Source organism: Streptomyces sp. GL_140 (assembly GCF_057834465.1).
The window spans coordinates 4,333,719-4,349,757 of sequence record NZ_CM174404.1; the positions used below are offsets into that span (position 1 = coordinate 4,333,719).

At 70.8% G+C, this 16,039-nt stretch carries 13 protein-coding genes and 1 tRNA gene; 7 read left to right on the forward strand and 7 right to left on the reverse strand.

From position 1 onward, the window contains the following. The first annotated feature begins 9 nt into the window (after nt 1-9). The gene (locus tag AC3IYJ_RS20225) at nt 10-726 is read left to right on the forward strand and encodes a class E sortase (RefSeq protein WP_489396186.1); all 717 of its coding nucleotides are present in this window, start codon (nt 10-12) and stop codon (nt 724-726) included. A 91-nt stretch (nt 727-817) separates the two neighbouring features. Here AC3IYJ_RS20225 and pknB read toward each other — a convergent pair whose 3' ends face one another. The 6 genes from pknB to AC3IYJ_RS20255 form a co-directional block, all read right to left on the reverse strand. After that, a complete protein-coding gene (pknB, locus tag AC3IYJ_RS20230) occupies nt 818-2,851 on the reverse strand; it encodes a Stk1 family PASTA domain-containing Ser/Thr kinase (RefSeq protein ID WP_489396187.1) in 2,034 nt (677 codons plus the stop codon). 215 nt (nt 2,852-3,066) lie between these two features. After that, a complete protein-coding gene (locus AC3IYJ_RS20235) occupies nt 3,067-4,533 on the reverse strand; it encodes a peptidoglycan D,D-transpeptidase FtsI family protein (protein WP_489396188.1) in 1,467 nt (488 codons plus the stop codon). Then, on the reverse strand, nt 4,530-5,954 hold the full coding sequence (locus tag AC3IYJ_RS20240; protein WP_489396189.1) for an FtsW/RodA/SpoVE family cell cycle protein: 1,425 nt from the start codon (nt 5,952-5,954) through the stop codon (nt 4,530-4,532). Before AC3IYJ_RS20240 ends, AC3IYJ_RS20235 begins: the two co-directional genes overlap by 4 nt. Nucleotides 5,955-5,985: 31 nt before the next feature. After that, a complete protein-coding gene (locus tag AC3IYJ_RS20245; RefSeq protein WP_489396190.1) occupies nt 5,986-7,461 on the reverse strand; it encodes a PP2C family protein-serine/threonine phosphatase in 1,476 nt (491 codons plus the stop codon). Nucleotides 7,462-7,602: 141 nt separating this feature from the next. Next, nucleotides 7,603-8,109, reverse strand: a complete 507-nt coding sequence (locus AC3IYJ_RS20250) for an FHA domain-containing protein FhaB/FipA (RefSeq protein WP_489396191.1) — start codon at nt 8,107-8,109, stop codon at nt 7,603-7,605. A gap of 10 nt (nt 8,110-8,119) precedes the next feature. After that, nucleotides 8,120-8,962 (reverse strand): FHA domain-containing protein, encoded by an 843-nt coding sequence (locus AC3IYJ_RS20255; RefSeq protein WP_489396192.1) that lies wholly within the window; start codon nt 8,960-8,962, stop codon nt 8,120-8,122. A 292-nt stretch (nt 8,963-9,254) separates the two neighbouring features. On the opposite strand from AC3IYJ_RS20255, the gene AC3IYJ_RS20260 reads away from it, so the two are divergent. From AC3IYJ_RS20260 to AC3IYJ_RS20285, 6 genes are all read left to right on the forward strand, one after another. Beyond that, a tRNA-Leu gene (locus AC3IYJ_RS20260) sits at nt 9,255-9,337 on the forward strand. A gap of 204 nt (nt 9,338-9,541) precedes the next feature. Continuing rightward, a complete protein-coding gene (locus AC3IYJ_RS20265) occupies nt 9,542-11,242 on the forward strand; it encodes a sensor histidine kinase (RefSeq protein ID WP_489402870.1) in 1,701 nt (566 codons plus the stop codon). Nucleotides 11,243-11,259: 17 nt separating this feature from the next. Next, nucleotides 11,260-11,919 carry a response regulator transcription factor gene (locus AC3IYJ_RS20270; protein WP_330300976.1) on the forward strand — a complete coding sequence of 220 codons (660 nt, stop codon included), beginning with the start codon at nt 11,260-11,262 and terminating at the stop codon, nt 11,917-11,919. Nucleotides 11,920-11,962: 43 nt separating this feature from the next. Continuing rightward, entirely contained in the window at nt 11,963-13,402 is a 1,440-nt protein-coding gene (locus AC3IYJ_RS20275; protein WP_489396193.1) for a DUF2252 domain-containing protein, read from the forward strand. A gap of 105 nt (nt 13,403-13,507) precedes the next feature. Then, nucleotides 13,508-14,341: a J domain-containing protein gene (locus AC3IYJ_RS20280; protein WP_489396194.1), complete on the forward strand. Its 834-nt coding sequence runs from the start codon at nt 13,508-13,510 to the stop codon at nt 14,339-14,341. Nucleotides 14,342-14,402: 61 nt separating this feature from the next. Beyond that, the gene (locus AC3IYJ_RS20285; RefSeq protein ID WP_356652752.1) at nt 14,403-14,747 is read left to right on the forward strand and encodes a rhodanese-like domain-containing protein; all 345 of its coding nucleotides are present in this window, start codon (nt 14,403-14,405) and stop codon (nt 14,745-14,747) included. A 21-nt stretch (nt 14,748-14,768) separates the two neighbouring features. Here the strand turns inward: AC3IYJ_RS20285 and AC3IYJ_RS20290 are convergent, their stop codons facing one another. Beyond that, nucleotides 14,769-15,911 carry an acyl-CoA dehydrogenase family protein gene (locus AC3IYJ_RS20290; RefSeq protein ID WP_489396195.1) on the reverse strand — a complete coding sequence of 381 codons (1,143 nt, stop codon included), beginning with the start codon at nt 15,909-15,911 and terminating at the stop codon, nt 14,769-14,771. Between the last annotated feature and the right edge of the window lie 128 nt (nt 15,912-16,039).

Genomic DNA, 16,039 nt, shown 5'->3' on the forward strand with positions numbered 1-16,039 from the left:
GGATCCGCAGTGTCACGTGCCGCACCGCCCCCCAGCCGCAGTGTCCTCGCGGGGTTCCTGAGTCTGCTGGGCGAGCTCCTGATCACGATGGGCCTGGTGCTCGGCCTGTTCGTGGCGTACTCGCTGTGGTGGACGAACGTCCTCGCGGACCGGGACGCCTCCGCGCGCGGCGACGCGGTGCGCGAGCAGTGGAACAGGCCGTCGACGGCTCCCTCGACGCCCGCCGCGCCGGGGGCCCTGGACACCCAGGGCGGCCTCGGCTTCCTGCACGTGCCGGCGATGAAGAACGGCGAGGTGCTGGTCAAGCAGGGCACCGACTCGGACGTCCTGAACGACGGGGTCGCCGGGTACTACACGGAGCCGGTCAAATCGGCGCTGCCCTCGGACCCGGCGGGGAACTTCGCGCTGGCGGCGCACCGCGACGGGCACGGGGCCAAGTTCCACAACATCGACAAGCTGAAGAACGGCGACGCGATCGTCTTCGAGACGCGCGACACCTGGTATGTCTACAAGGTCTTCGCCGAGCTGACCCAGACGACGAAGTACAACGTGGACGCGATCAGCCCGGTCCCGAAGGAATCGGGCAGGACCGCGCCGGGCCGGTACATCACGCTGACCACCTGCACCCCGGTGTACACCTCGAAGTACCGGTACATCGTCTGGGGGGAGCTGGTGCGCACCGAGAAGGTCGACGGCAAGCGCACCCTCCCGGCGGAGCTCCGCTGACCGTCCGACCGTCACAGCGCGCACGGAAAAAGGGTCCGGCCCCTCTCGAAGGAGAGGGGCCGGACCCTTTTCACGCGGTTCGCGCCGTGGCTCAGCGTCCGCCGAGGCCTCCGAAGAAGCCGCCGCCGTTGCCGCCGTTGTTCCCGCCGTTCCCGCCGCCGCCGGCCACGGTGGTCACGTTGATCACCTGGCCCGCCGTGGCCGCGGAGCCGACCGCCGGGTCCGAGCTCAGGACCTTCGCCTTGTCGTCCGCCGGACCGGTGACCGAGCCGAGGACCAGGCCCTTGGAGGCCAGGATCTGCTGGGCCTGCTGGAGCGTCTTGCCGAACAGGTTCGGGACCTGGATCTGCTGGACGGCCTTGGCGATGGTCACGTTGACCGTGGTGCCGATGTCGGCCTGGTCGCCCGCGGGGTGGTCCTGCTGGAACACCGTCCCCGCCGGGGTGCCCGCGGGGGCGTCGGCCTCCGTGACGCTGCCGAGCTTCAGCTTGACCGCCGTCAGGGCCTTGGCGGCGTCGGCCTTGTTCTTGCCCGCCAGGTCCGGGACGGTCGCCTTGGAGATCTCCTTGGCCACCTGGAGCGAGACGACCGAGCCCTTTTCGGCCTCGCCGCTCTTCGGGTTCTGGTCCAGGACGGTGCCGGGGGCCCGGTCGGACTCGACGGGCTTCTTCTCGACCGTGAAGCCCTTTTCCGTGAGCGCCTTCTCCGCGTCGGCGACCGCCAGGTTCATGACGTTCGGAACGGCGACCTTGGGCGCCCCCGAGGAGATCTTCACCTTGACGACGAACTTCTTGTCGACCTTGGTGCCCTCGGCGGGGTTCTGCTCGCACACGTTGCCCTTGGGCTGCGTGTCGCAGGGCATCTCGCCGTCCTTCTGGACGCCGAGGCCGACGTTGTCGGCGTTCTTCTGAGCCTGCTCGAAGGTTTCACCGATGAGCTTGGGCACCGCGGGACGGTTGTCGGCGCCGCCGCTGAAGAGGGAGCGGCCGATGAGGATCGCGCCGACCAGTACGAGGATGCCGGCGGTCACCAGCAGGATCGTGGAGGCCTTGCTCTTCTTCTGCGGACGCCGGCCATGGCCGCCCTGGTCGTAGCCGCCGTGGCCCTGGTCCCCGTACCCGTACCCGCCGTCGCCCGGGGGCATCGGGGGGAGCATGGACGTCTGGCCCGAGTCGGCGGTCCGCAGGGCCGTGGTGGGCTGGTCGTAGCCCTGGTGTCCGTACCCGTGGCCCTGGTCGGGGTAGCCGTAGCCGGCCGCGCCCATGGCGGCGGTGGCGGCGACGGGCTGGCCGTCGAGGCAGGCCTCGATGTCGGCGCGCATCTCGTCGGCGGACTGGTACCGGTAGTCGGCGTCCTTGACCAGTGCCTTCAACACGATCGCGTCCATCTCGGGCGTGATCTCGGGGTCGAAGTTCGACGGGGGCTGGGGCTCTTCCCGTACGTGCTGGTAGGCCACCGCGACCGGGGAGTCTCCGATGAACGGCGGCCGGACGGCGAGCAGCTCGTACAGCAGGCAGCCGGCCGAGTAGAGGTCGGAGCGCGCGTCGACCTGCTCGCCCCTGGCCTGCTCCGGGGAGAGGTACTGGGCGGTGCCGATGACGGCGGCGGTCTGCGTCATGGTCATGCCGGAGTCGCCCATGGCACGGGCGATGCCGAAGTCCATGACCTTGACCTGGCCGGTGCGGGTGAGCATGACGTTGGCGGGCTTGATGTCACGGTGCACGATGCCGGCGCGGTGCGAGTACTCCAGCGCCTGGAGGATGCCGATGCACATCTCCAGCGTCCGCTCGGGCAGCAGCTTGCGGCCGGAGTGCAGGAGCTCGCGCAGGGTCGAGCCGTCGACGTACTCCATCACGATGTACGGGATGGAGATGTTGTCGACGTAGTCCTCGCCGGTGTCGTACACCGCGACGATCGCCGGGTGGTTGAGCGATGCGGCCGACTGGGCCTCGCGACGGAACCGGGCCTGAAAGGACGGGTCGCGGGCGAGGTCGGCGCGCAGGGTCTTGACGGCGACGGTACGGCCGAGCCGGGTGTCGTGGGCGAGGTAGACCTCGGCCATGCCACCACGGCCGAGCACGTGGCTCAGCTCGTACCGGCCGCCGAGGCGACGCGGCTCTTCCATAACGTTGCAGCCCTCTCCGTCAGTCCCGACCGCACCCGTGTGTGGTCCGGCGGTGTGCTGTTCGCGCAAAGGCTACCGGCCGATCGTCGGTGATCGGTTCGTGACAACAGGCTGATACCGGACCGGTACCGTACGCTCCGATCCGAGCGCGTTCGGTGATCCGGATCACACCTGTATGCCCCTTGCGCCTCTCACGTGGTGCTCCGTCCCCTCCGTCACCCCTTGTTGCTCTTCAGGACGGCTTCCATGACGGCCTTCGCGACGGGGGCCGCGAGGCCGCTGCCGCTGATGTCCTCGCGGTCGGCGCTGCTGTCCTCGATGACGACGGCCACGGCGATCGGCGAGCTGCCGTCGGGGTTCTCGGCGTAGGAGATGAACCAGGCGTAGGGGCGCTTCTTGTTTCCCTCGCCGTGCTGGGCGGTACCGGTCTTGCCGCCGACGACGGTGCCCTTGATCCTGGCGGTGGTGCCGGTGCCGTTCTCGACGACGTTGACCATCATCTTCTGGATCTTCTGCGCGTTGGCCGCGGAGAGCGGACGGCTCATTTCCTGCGGCTCGTGCTTCTCGATCACATCGAGGTTGGGAGCGGTCAGCTGGTCGACCATGTACGGCTTCATCAGCTTGCCGTCGTTGGCGATCGCGGCGGTGACCATCGCCATCTGGAGCGGGGTGGCCGCGGTGTTGAACTGGCCGATCGAGCTCAGCGCGTTGCCGGGCTTGTCCATCGTCTTGTCGTAGACGCTGGCGAACGCGCGGACCGGGGTGTCGATCTTGTCGTTGTTGAAGCCGAACTTCTCCGCGGTCTTCACCATGTTGTCCCGCCCCACCTTGGCGCCCATGTTGGCGAAGACGGAGTTGCAGGAGACGCGCAGGGCCTCGTTGAGGCTGGCCTTCTCGCACCCGTTGGCGTGGTTGACCATCGGGGTCTTGGTGTCCGGCAGCAGGTAGGGCTCGGGGGTGTCGGTCGGCGCGTCGATGTCGCTGACGACGTTGTTCTCGAGCGCCGCGGCGGCGGTGACCACCTTGAAGGTGGAGCCGGGCGGATAGGTCTCGCGCAGGGCGCGGTTGACCAGCTTCTTGTCCTCGCTGTCCTTGAGCTCGACCCAGGCCTTCTCGTCGTTCTTCGAGTTGCCGGCGAAGGCGGAGGGGTCGTACGAGGGGGTGCTGACCAGGGCGAGGATCGCGCCGGTGCGCGGGTCGATCGCCGCGACGGCACCCTTCTTCTCGCCGAGCTTCTCGAACGCGGCCTTCTGCGCGGCGGCGTTGAGGGTGGTGACGACGTTGCCGCCGGCCTTCTTCTCGCCGGTGAACATGCCGATGGTGCGGTCGAAGAAGAGCCGGTCGTCGTTGCCGGTGAGGATCTGGTCCTCGAGGGATTCGAGCTGCGTGGAGCCGAAGGCCTGCGAGGCGTAGCCGGTCACCGGGGACCAGAGGGGGCCGTCGACGTAGGTGCGCTTGTACTTGTAATCGCTGCCGTCGGTGGTGGCCGAGCCGGTGATCGGGTTGCCCTCGACGATGATGTTGCCGCGCTCGGTGGCGTACTGGGCGATCTGGACCCGGCGGTTCTCCTTGCGGGTGCTCAGGTCGGCCGCCTCGACGTACTGGAGCCAGTTGGTCCGGACGAGCAGCGCCAGGATGAGCAGCCCGCAGAAGATCGAGATGCGGCGCAGGGGCTTGTTCATGACGGGCGGACCACCTGGGTCATCTCGGAGTCGGGGGACGGTGCCGGAGCCGGGGCAGGTCGGCGTGCGGTGTCGCTGATCCGGATGAGGATGGCGATGAGGATCCAGTTCGCGAGGACGGACGAGCCGCCGGACGCGAGGAACGGCATGGTCATGCCGGTGAGCGGGATGAGGCCCATGACCCCGCCGGCGACGACGAAGACCTGGAGGGCGAAGGCGCCGGAGAGACCGATCGCGAAGAGCTTGCCGAAGGGGTCGCGGGCGGCGAGGGCGGTGCGCACGCCCCGCTCGATGATCAGGCCGTAGAGCAGGAGGAAGGCCATGACCCCGGCGAGCCCGAGCTCTTCGCCGACGGTGGAGAAGATGAAGTCGGAGTTGGCGGCGAATCCGATGAGGTCGGAGTTGCCCTGTCCCCAGCCGGTGCCGAGGACCCCGCCGGAGCCGAAGCTCATGATCGACTGGCCGACCTGCTCGCAGGCGCCCGACTTCTGGTAGCAGGCGAAGGGGTCGAGCCAGGCGGTGACGCGGACCTTGACGTGGCTTGCGGTGGCGCCGACCACGGCGGCTCCGCCCACGCTCATGAGCAGGCCGATCACGATCCAGCTGGTGCGCTCGGTGGCCACGTACAGCATGATCACGAACATGCCGAAGAAGAGGAGCGAGGTGCCGAGGTCGTTCTCGAAGACGAGGACGAGCAGGCTCATCGCCCAGATCATCAGGATCGGGCCGAGGTCGCGGCCGCGCGGCAGGTAGAGGCCCATGAAGCGGCGGCTGGCCAGGGCCAGGGCGTCGCGCTTGACCATGAGGTAGCCGGCGAAGAAGACGGCGATGACGATCTTCGCGAACTCACCGGGCTGGATGGAGAACCCGCCGACGCTGATCCAGATCTTGGCGCCGAACACGTCGGCGCCCAGGCCCGGGACGACCGGCAGGATCAGCAGGACGAGCGAGGCCGCCATCGAGATGTAGGTGAACCGCTGCAGGACGCGGTGGTCCTTGAGGACCACCAGCACCCCGGCGAACAGGGCGATCGCCAGCGCGGTGTACATCAGCTGCCGGGGCGCGGACTCGGAGAACGCCCCGTAGATCCGCTTGGCCGTGTTCTGCAGTCGCGTCGACTGGTCGAGACGCCAGATCAGCACCAGGCCGAGCCCGTTGAGCAGCGTGGCGATCGGCAGCAGCAGCGGGTCGGCGTACTTGGCGTAGCGGCGTACGACGAGGTGGGCGATGCCCGCGAGAACGCCGAGGCCGAGCCCGTAGGTGAGCATGCCCGGAGGCAGCTTCCCGTGGATCGACAGGCCCGCGTTGGCGTAGGCGAAGATCGGGATGACCACGGCGAAGGCGAGCAGCAGGAGCTCGGTGTTCCGCCGGCTCGGCAGCTCGATGGCGCCGATGGTGGCCGTGTTGGTGACAACGCTCATGGTGTGGCGGGCCCCCTGTGCCCGCGTATGTCTACTGCTTCTCGCACTGGCTCACGACCTGCTGCTCATCGGCAGTCAGGACGGGGCCGGGTGTTTGGTTGTTCTGCGCCTCGGCGGCGCGGCGCGCCTCGTCCTTCTTGCACGCGGAGGACTGGATGCCGAGCTCATCGATCTTCGTGCGGGCGCCGTCGAGGCTGGTCTCGCTGATGGTGGCCTCGACGAGCTTGCGCTTGAAGGTCGGCAGGTACTTCAGTTCGATGTCGGGGCGGTCGGTCTCCACCTTGGAGAGCTCCAGGGGCCCGAGCTTCTGGCTGATTCCGCGGAAGAGCGCGACGTGGTCGCCCTTGATGCCGATGTAGTACTGGGTCTGCGTCCAGCGGTAGCCCGCGTACAGGCCGCCGCCGAGGACGCCGAGGACGACGAGCAGCGTCAGCGTGCGCGTGGTCCACTTGCGGCCCTTGCCGCGACGCCTGCGGGGGTGGTCGTACGTGTCCTCGTAGCCGGTGTCGCCGTCGTACGGCTCGGCTTCGCCGAAGCTGCCGTACCCGCCGCCGGCTCCGGAGCCCTGTCCCTGGGCACCGTAGCCGCCGTAGCCGGGGGCCTCGCCGCTGCCGGGGGGGCCGAAGGCGCCGGCGGGCGGGGAAGCCTGGCGGCCGAGCCCGGAGGCGCGGCCGGCCGGCGTCTGCATGGCGTTGCCGTCGAAGAGCTGGTTGTGCTGGTTCTCGGCGACCGCGCCGACGACGACCGGGGTGTCGTTGACCTGCGCGGCCAGGGTGTCGCCGCTGTCGGTGTCGAGGACGTCGGCCACGATGCAGGTGATGTTGTCGGGGCCGCCGCCGCGCAGTGCGAGCTGGATGAGCGCCTGCACGGTCTCGCGGGGACCGTGGTAGTCGGCGAGGGTCTCTTCCAGGGTCTGGTGGGAGACGACGCCGGAGAGCCCGTCGGAACAGATGAGGTAGCGGTCGCCGACCCGGACCTCGCGGATGGAGAGGTCGGGTTCGACGATGTCGCCGCTGCCGAGGGCCCGCATCAGCAGGGAGCGCTGCGGATGGGTGGTGGCTTCCTCTTCGGTGATCCGCCCCTCGTCGACGAGGCGCTGGACCCAGGTGTGGTCCTGGGTGATCTGCGTGAGGATGCCGTCGCGCAGCAGGTAGGCGCGGGAGTCCCCGACGTGGACCAGGCCGAGGCGCTGGCCCGTCCACAGGAGGGCGGTGAGCGTGGTGCCCATGCCTTCGAGCTGGGGGTCCTCCTCGACCATGGCGCGCAGCTGGTCGTTGGCCCGCTGCACGGAGGTGCTGAGAGCGGTGAGGATGTCGGAGCCCGGGACGTCGTCGTCGAGCTGCACGAGCGTGGAGATCACCTCGGAGCTGGCGACTTCACCGGCGGCCTGGCCGCCCATGCCGTCGGCGATCGCGAGGAGGCGTGGACCGGCGTAGCCGGAGTCCTCGTTCCCCTCCCGGATCATGCCCTTGTGCGATCCGGCGGCGAACCGCAGGGACAGACTCATGCGCACCTGCCCTGTCGACGCCTCGGGGTACAACCGGTCTCGAGCCACACTGCCCACCCTCCGGTCGGGAGCGCGCTCGGGTCCGGATCCCCGGTGGGACGGACTGCTGCGGCTCGCTCGCTCCGCTCGCTCATTCTCGTACTACTTCCGCAGCTCGATGACGGTCTTGCCGATGCGGATCGGGGCGCCCGGCGGAATGGGCGTCGGGGTGGTCAGCCGGGTCCGGTCGAGATACGTGCCGTTGGTGGACCCGAGATCCTCGACGATCCACTGGCCGTCACGGTCGGGGTAGATCCTGGCATGCCTGCTGGAGGCGTAGTCGTCGTCCAGCACGATCGTGGAGTCGTGGGCGCGTCCCAGGGTGATCGTCTGGCCGGCGAGGGCCACCGTGGTACCCGTGAGGGTGCCTTCGGACACGACGAGCTTGGTGGGCGCTCCGCGGCGCTGGCGCTGCTGCGGTGGCGCCGCGGCCGCCTGGCGGCCCTGCTGCTGCGGGGCGCCGGTGGCGCCCGAGCCGCGGCGGGAACCGCGCTGCGTCACTCTCGTTCCGAAGAGATCGCTGCGGATGACCTGGACGGCCACGATGACGAACAGCCACAAAACGGCCAGGAAACCCAACCGCATGACCGTCAGGGTCAGCTCTGACATTGCCCCCGCTTCACCCTTCGGCTTGCCGATAAATGATGGTGGTACTGCCCACGACGATCCGCGAACCGTCGCGGAGCGTAGCGCGGGTGGTGTGCTGCCCGTCCACCACGATGCCGTTGGTGGACCCTAGATCCTGGATCGTCGAGGGCGTTCCGGTCCGGATCTCACAGTGCCGGCGCGATACGCCGGGGTCGTCGATCCGCACGTCGGCTTCGGTGCTTCGGCCGAGTACGAGCGTCGGGCGCGAGATCTGGTGGCGGGTGCCGTTGATCTCGATCCAGTGGCGCCGGACGGCGCCGCCGGGGGACGCGGGCGGTACGGGGGCCGGTCCGCCGGGAGCCGGCCTGCGCGCGCCGGGTCCGCCCGGGGGCGGTCCGGCGGGCATGGGCGGCGCGGAGACCGGCGGGTAGCCGTAGCCACCGGGCTGGGCCGGGGAAGCCTGCTGGCCCCCCTGTCCCTGGCCCGGGGCCTGGGAGGTGCTGGAGGCGAGCGTGCGACTGCGGACCCGGTAGAGCCCGGTGTCCAGGTCGTCCGCCTTCTCCAGGTGCACCTTGATCGGGCCCATGAAGCTGTAGCGCTGCTGCTTGGCGTAGTCGCGGACCAGGCCCGCGAGCTCGTCGCCGAGCTGACCCGAGTAGGGGCTCAGGCGCTCGTAGTCGCCGGCGCTGAGCTCCACGATGAAGTCGTTGGGGACTACGGTCCGTTCCCGGTTCCAGATGGTGGCGTTGTTGTCGCACTCCCGCTGGAGTGCGCCCGCGATCTCCACCGGCTGGACCTCGGACTTGAACACCTTGGCGAAGGTGCCGTTCACCAGACCTTCGAGTCGCTGCTCGAACCGCTTCAGGACTCCCATGGGGCACCTCCTCCGTCGTTGTCGCCCTGTACTGCTTACTGATCGTATCCACGCACAGCGGATTCTGGTGGTTCCCCATCAGCCGCGAGGGGAGGAGTGTTGGTCCTCACAAGCGATCGTAGGGGCGCCCCAGGGACAGTGTCCCGCACCCGGAGCCGAGAGCGGGAGGGGCCGCCGTCGGGAGGGGTCGGGGGAGCACAGAAAGCGATGTGAAACCACCCCGTCCGACGTGCTAATGTTCCGATGTCGCCAGGGGAACGGCCCGCAAGGGAAGAACCGCTGGTAGCTACTCGGGCGAGTGGCGGAACGGCAGACGCGCTGGCTTCAGGTGCCAGTGTCCTTCGGGACGTGGGGGTTCAAATCCCCCCTCGCCCACTTTGAAAAGAACCCCCGCTCCGGAGAAATCCGGAGCGGGGGTTCTTTGTCGTACCCGGGGCCGCGGATGTGGCGGTCGTCTCGGGGGAGTCGTGTCCGGGGGAGGCGCGGGTTGATGCGCCGGGAGACTTTCGTCGGGCGGGGCGCGACGAAAGAGGACGGTGCGGGGCGGGGGGTGCTGTCTAGGGTCGGCGCGTGGATGCGATGGCGGGAACGCGTGCGGGATGGGACTGGCTCAAGGGGCCCGAGCCCTGGACCCGGCGGATGCTGGCCGGGGACCTGGCGCTCGCCGGGGTGCTGGTGCTGCTCGGTCTCGGTGTCGAGGAACTCGACAACGGGTCCGCCGCCCGGATGCTGGCCGGCATGGCGGCCGTGGTGGTGCTGACCCTGGTGCGGCGGCGGCTCCCGGTGGTCACGCTGGTGATCGGCTCGGCGGTGGGCGTGTTCCTGCCCGGGGCCTTCCTGGTGGCGATCCCGCTCGGCTGGTCGGCCGGGCGGCGCATCGTGGGGGTCGGGCGGGCGCTCGCCGCCTTCACCGGGGCCTTCGTCGCGGCCGTCGCGCTCAGCGTGGTCAAGGACTGGACGCAGGGCCGGCCCGTCCTGATCGTCGTCTTCAGCACGTTGATGTTCCTGGCCATGGTGGTCATGCCCGGTCTGGCCAGCCGCTACTGGTCCCAGCGCCGTACGCTGCTGCGCGCCCTCCAGGAGCGCAACGCCCAGCTGATGCGCGAGCGGGCGATGATCGCCGGGCAGGCCCGGCTGCGCGAACGCCAGCGCATCGCCCAGGACATGCACGACAGCCTCGGCCACCAGCTCGCGCTGATCTCGGTGCACACCGGCGCCCTGGAGGTCGATCCGGTCCTGACGGACCGGCAGCGCGAGGCGGTGGGAGTGCTGCGGCAGGCCTCGGTCGCCGCCATGCACGAGCTGCGCGAGGTCGTCGGCATCCTGCGCGACGGGGTGGAGGCGCCGGCGCCCGTGGAGGAGGCGCAGCCGGCCGCGCGCGGGGTGGCGGGCATCTCCGGGATCGTGGAGGCGGCCCGGAGCACGGGGACCGACGTACGGCTCACCACGGCGGGAGCGCCGAGGCCGCTGGTCGCGGCGTGCGACCACGCGGCGTACCGGATCGCGCAGGAGGCCCTGACCAATGCCTACAAGCATGCTCCGGGCGCTGCCATCACGGTGGAACTGCGCTACGAGGACGACTCGCTGGTGGTGGAGATCGCCAACGGCCCGGCGGCCGCTCCGGGTCCCGGCGAGGTGGTCTCCGGCGGCCAGGGACTGACGGGGCTGCGCGAGCGGGCCCGGCTGGTCGGCGGGATGGTCTACGCGGGAGCCGTGGAGGGCGGCGGCTTCCGGGTCGCCGGGGTGCTCCCGTACGGGACCGAGCCGGCCGGGGCCCAGGAGACCGGAACTGAGCCGGGCGGGACCGGCGAGGTGGCCGACGACTTCGGGCAGCAGCTGCGGGCGCACATGCTGGTCCGTGGCGGGGCGCCGATGGACTGGGCGGCCGTCGACCGTGAACTGTTGCGCGGACGCAGCCGGTTCGGAGGCGCCGCGCTGGGCTGCGGGATCGCGGTCGCGGCCCTGGTGGTCCTGCTGATCGTGATCGGGGCCGCGGTGGCGCTGTTCGTGGGCTCGGTGAGCGATGCGACGATCAGCCGGTCCGAGTACGACTCCATCCGCGTGGGTGATCCGGAGAGCGCGGTGCGTTCGCGGTTGCCCAGCGGGGACAGCGTCCTGACTCCGGGGCTGGACCGGAAGGGACCGCCCCGTCCGGAAGGAGCCACGTGTCTGGCCCTGGTGGAGGCCGAGGACACCGAGCTGGCCACCACCAGCGTTTTCCGGTTCTGCTTCAAGGACGGCAAGCTCGTCGAGAAGCAGGCCTACCGGACCAAGTCGTAGGAGCACGGGTGACAGGGGTGACGGCCAGGGTGATCCGCGTGGTGATCGCCGACGACGAGCCGCTGATCCGGGCCGGGATCAGGATGATCCTGACCTCGGCGGCCGACATCGAGGTGGTCGCGGAAGCGGCGAACGGCCGGGAGGCCGTCGAACTCGCCCGCGCGCACGCGCCGGACGTGATGCTGCTCGACATCCAGATGCCCGTGATGGACGGGCTGACGGCCCTCGCCGAACTGGGGCGCTCGGCGCCGGAGGTGCGGGCGCTGATCCTGACCACCTTCGGGGAGAAGGAGAACGTGCTGCGCGCGCTGAGCGGGGGCGGCGCCGGGTTCCTGCTGAAGGACTCGGCACCGGGCGAGCTGATCGGCGCGGTACGTGCGGCAGCGGCCGGAGACGCCTACCTGTCCCCGGCGGCGACCCGGCACGTGGTGGACCAGCTGGCGTCCGGGCAGTCCGCGGGCCGCACCGAGGAGGCGCGGCGCAAGGTGGCCGGGCTGAGCGAGCGCGAGCGCGGGGTGCTGGCACTGCTGGGCGAAGGGCTGTCGAACGCCGACGCGGGCCGGCGGCTGCACATGAGCGAGGCGACGGTGAAGACGTACGTGAGCCGGATCCTGGCGAAGCTGGAGTGCGAGAACCGGGTCCAGGCGGCCCTGCTGGCCAGGGACGCCGGGCTATAGATACGGTCGGGCCCGAACCAATGGTGATCAGGGGGCGGGCAGCATGACGACGGTACCGGAACAGCGTGTGGTGGAACCGGAGTCGAAGGACCGGATCCCCGAGGTCCGGGGCTTCGCGCCGCGGTTCACCGCGGGGCGGACGGCCGGTTCCCCCAGGGGGGCCGGCAAGGCGCTGCGCACGCACGTGCCGCGCTCCGCGCACGCGCACTTCGAGGCTCCGGCGGACCGACCCGACGCGGTGCGGGCGGTGGAGGAGTCCAATGTCGGCCGGGTCGCCGAGCTCACCCCGATAAGGGTCGGGCGGATGGCCGCCAACCCCTTCGCCTTCCTGCGCGGGTCGGCCGGACTGATGGCGCACGACCTCTCCGGCAGCCCGGTCACCGGGATCGGCGCGCAGATCTGCGGAGACGCCCACGCGGCCAACTTCGGCCTGTACGGGGACGTGCGCGGCCGCCTCGTCATCGACCTCAACGACTTCGACGAGACCGTCTTCGGCCCGTGGGAGTGGGACCTCAAGCGGCTCGCCACCTCGCTGGTGCTGGCCGGCCGGGTGGCCGGGGCGGACGAGGACACCTGCCGGGCGGCCGCGCTGGACTCGGTGGGCGCCTACCGCCGCACCATGCGGCTGCTGGCGAAACTGCCGTCCCTGGACGCGTGGAACGCCATCGCGGACGAGGAACTGGTCTCGCACACCGACGCCCGGGACCTGCTGGGCACGCTGGAGCGGGTCTCGGAGAAGGCCCGCAACAACACCTCCGCCCGGTTCGCCGCGAAGTCCACCGAGGCCACCCCCGACGGTGGCCGGGCCTTCGTGGACGCCCTGCCGGTGCTGCGCAGGGTCGGGGACGGGGAGGCGGCGGCCGTGGCGGCCTCGCTGGGCCCGTACCTGGAGACGCTGCAGGGGGACCGTCAGCCGCTGCTGGCCCGGTACACGATCCACGACGTGGCCTTCCGGGTGGTGGGGACCGGCAGCGTCGGTACCCGCTCCTACGTGGTGCTGCTCCTGGACCACCGCGGAGACGCGCTGGTCCTCCAGGTGAAGGAGGCCCGGCCCTCGGCGCTGCTGCCGCACCTGCCCGGCCTCGGCTTCGTCTCGCCTCCGGAGGAGCACGAGGGCCGGCGGGTGGTGGCCGGCCAGAAGCAGATGCAGGTGGTCTCGGACATCCTGCTGGGCTGGACGACGGTGCAGGGGCGGCCCTTCCAGGTCCGTCAGTTCCGCAACCGCAAGGGCAGCGTGGACCCGGCGGCCCTGGCCGTCGACCAGATCGACGACTACGGGCGGATGACCGGGGCCCTGCTGGCGCGGGCCCACGCGCACAGCGCCGATCCTCGGCTGCTGGCCGGGTACTGCGGGAAGAACGACGAGCTGGACGAGGCGATGGCCACCTTCGCCGTGGCCTACGCCGACCGGAGCGAGGCCGATCACGAGGTCCTGGTGGCGGCGGTGCGGTCCGGGCGGATCGCGGCAGAGATGGGGGTCTGACCCCTCAGGGCGATGTTTCACGTGAAACATGCGGGTCGGGAAACCGGGCCGCCGCCGTCAAGGTTCACGTGAAACACCCGGGCGGCCGGGCCTTAGGCTGGCCGGGTGAGCGAGCAGACAGTTCCCGAAGCGTCCGAGCCCCAGCCCGGCCCCACCGCCGACGAGCGTCCCGAGGCGCGCCTGGAGCGTGCCGTGCGGGCTGCCGAGCAGGCGCTGATCGAGTTCGAGATCGCCGTGGAGACCTTCCGGGTGGAGGTGGAGAACTTCTCCCGCCTGCACCACCAGAAGCTCGGCCCGATGTACTCGCGCCTCGACGAGCTGGACGCGCTGATCGCCGAGGCGAAGGCGGCGAGCACCGGGGACGCGGAGGACCTGCGCCGTGCGCGCGACGCCCGCTCGCTGGTGATGCCGATGCCCGGGGTGGACGAGCTGTTCCACGACTGGCTGGACTCCGACGGAATGTCCGACGACGCGTCCGCGATGCTCACCGACCGCGCGGTGCGGCCTCCGGAGCGGGTCCGCCCGTCGGAGGAGGTGCGCCGCCTCTACCGCGAGCTGGTCCGCAAGGCGCATCCGGACCTGGCCCGGGACGAGGCCGAGCGGGCCCGGCGCGAAGAGTTCATCGTGCGGGTGAACGCGGCCTACGGACGCGGCGAGGAGCAGCTGCTGCGCGAGCTCGCGCAGGAGTGGGCGGCCGGTCCGGCGCCGGCCGCGGCGCGGCTGAGCGAGAGCGAGGAGCTGTACGAGCGCCTCGAGTGGCTTTCGCGGCGCAAGGAGCTCCTGTCGCTGGTCGCCAAGGAGCTGGAGGAGGGCGCGATCGGGTCGATGCTCCGGATGGCCCCCGAGGACCCGGACCGGCTGCTGGAGGAGATCGCCGAGCAGCTGCTCGGCGATGTCGCGAAGCGCGAGGCGGAGCTGGCGGCCCTGATCGCTCCATGAGCCGCGGCGAGCCCGTCGGATAGGTTGGTTCACCTATCCGTGACGAGAGAAGGCGACAGTTATGAACTCCGGACCGCTTCCTTCGGTGGCCGCTTCCGCACTGCCCTCCGAAGCCTTTGTCCTCGACGTCCGCGAGAACGACGAGTGGGCGGCCGGTCACGCCGAGGGTGCGCTGCACATCCCGATGAGCGAGTTCGTGGCGCGCATCGGTGAGCTGACCGAGAAGATCGAGGACGACCGCCCGGTCTACGTGATGTGCCGGGTCGGCGGGCGCTCCGCCCAGGTCGCCCAGTACCTGCGGGGCCAGGACATCGACGCCGTGAACGTGGACGGCGGCATGCAGGACTGGGAGGCCGCGGGCCGCCCGGTCGTCACCGACGCGGGCGCCCCGGGCTTCGTCGTCTGACGGGCGGATCAGGCGGGACGGTCAGGCGAGGGGGTGGGCGGCCAGCAGGTCGCCCAGCGCCTCCTCGTGGGCCGCGGCCGGGCCCAGCTGGAGCTCCAGCTGCTTGGCCCAGGCGTGGTAGCGGTGCAGCGGGTAGTCGGTGTCGGCGCCGAAGCCGCCGTGCAGGTGCTGCGCGGTCTGCACGACACGTCGTACGCCCTCGGAGGCCCAGATCTTGGCCACTGCGACATCTCCGGCGCTCGGCAGCGGGCCGCCCGCTCCGCCCGTGGAGGCATCGAGCCGCCAGGCGGCCTGCCAGAGGGTGACCTCCATGGCGCGCAGGTCGATGTAGCGGTCGGCGGCCTGGACGGCGACGGCCTGGAAGGTTGCCACCGGGAAGCCGAACTGCTCCCGCTTGCTGGTGTACTGGCTGGTCATGCTGAGGACGCCCTCGCCGAGGCCGAGCGCGAGGGCACAGGTCCCGGTGGCGAGCAGCTGCCGCAGGTGGTCCCAGGCTCCGGGCGCGTCGACGAGGTGCGTGGCCGGCACCCGTACGCCGTCGAGGGTGGCCTCGGCGAGCCGCTCCCCGCTGGTGGAGTACTGCTCCGCGAGGGTCAGGCCCTCGGCGCCGCGGGGGACGAGGGCGAGGACGGCCCCGCCTTCCCCGGTATGGGCCGGTACGGCGATCCAGTCGGCGCTGTGCGCCCACGGGACGGCCGTCTGGAGGCCTTCCAGGGTCCACGTGTCGCCCTCGCGGCGTGCGGTGACGGCCAGTTCGGCCGGGTCGTGGCCGCTGCGGCCGTGCGCGGCCGCGGTGAGGACCAGCGTGCCGTCCCCGGCGCCGGGCAGCAGGGCGGCGGCCAGTTCGGGGCTGCCGTGGGCCTGGACGGCCATGGCGGTGGCGCAGTGCTCCAGGAGCGGCACCCGGGCCAGTACCTTCGCGGCCTCGCGCAGCACCAGGCACAGGGCGATGGCGTCGAGTCCGGCGCCGCCGTGCTCCTCGGCGAGGACCAGGCCCAGCAGGTCCGAGGCCGCGAGCTTGGCCCACAGGGGGCGGTCGAACTCCTCGGCGACGGCCCGCGGGGTGAGCGCGGGGCTGGGCACGCTGTCGGGGGCGACGTCCGCGAATACGGCCTTGGCCGCCTCGACGGCGGCCTGCTGTTCCTCGGTGAAGGTGAAGTCCACTGCCTGTCCTCCCGCGTGCCCGGAACGTGCTCTGTCTGACGGTGCGTCAAGATAGAACACGTTCCTGAAATTGGACAGGCATGTCCCTGAAATGGGAGGGGCCCGAAAGAGCGGGGCCCGAAATCGGT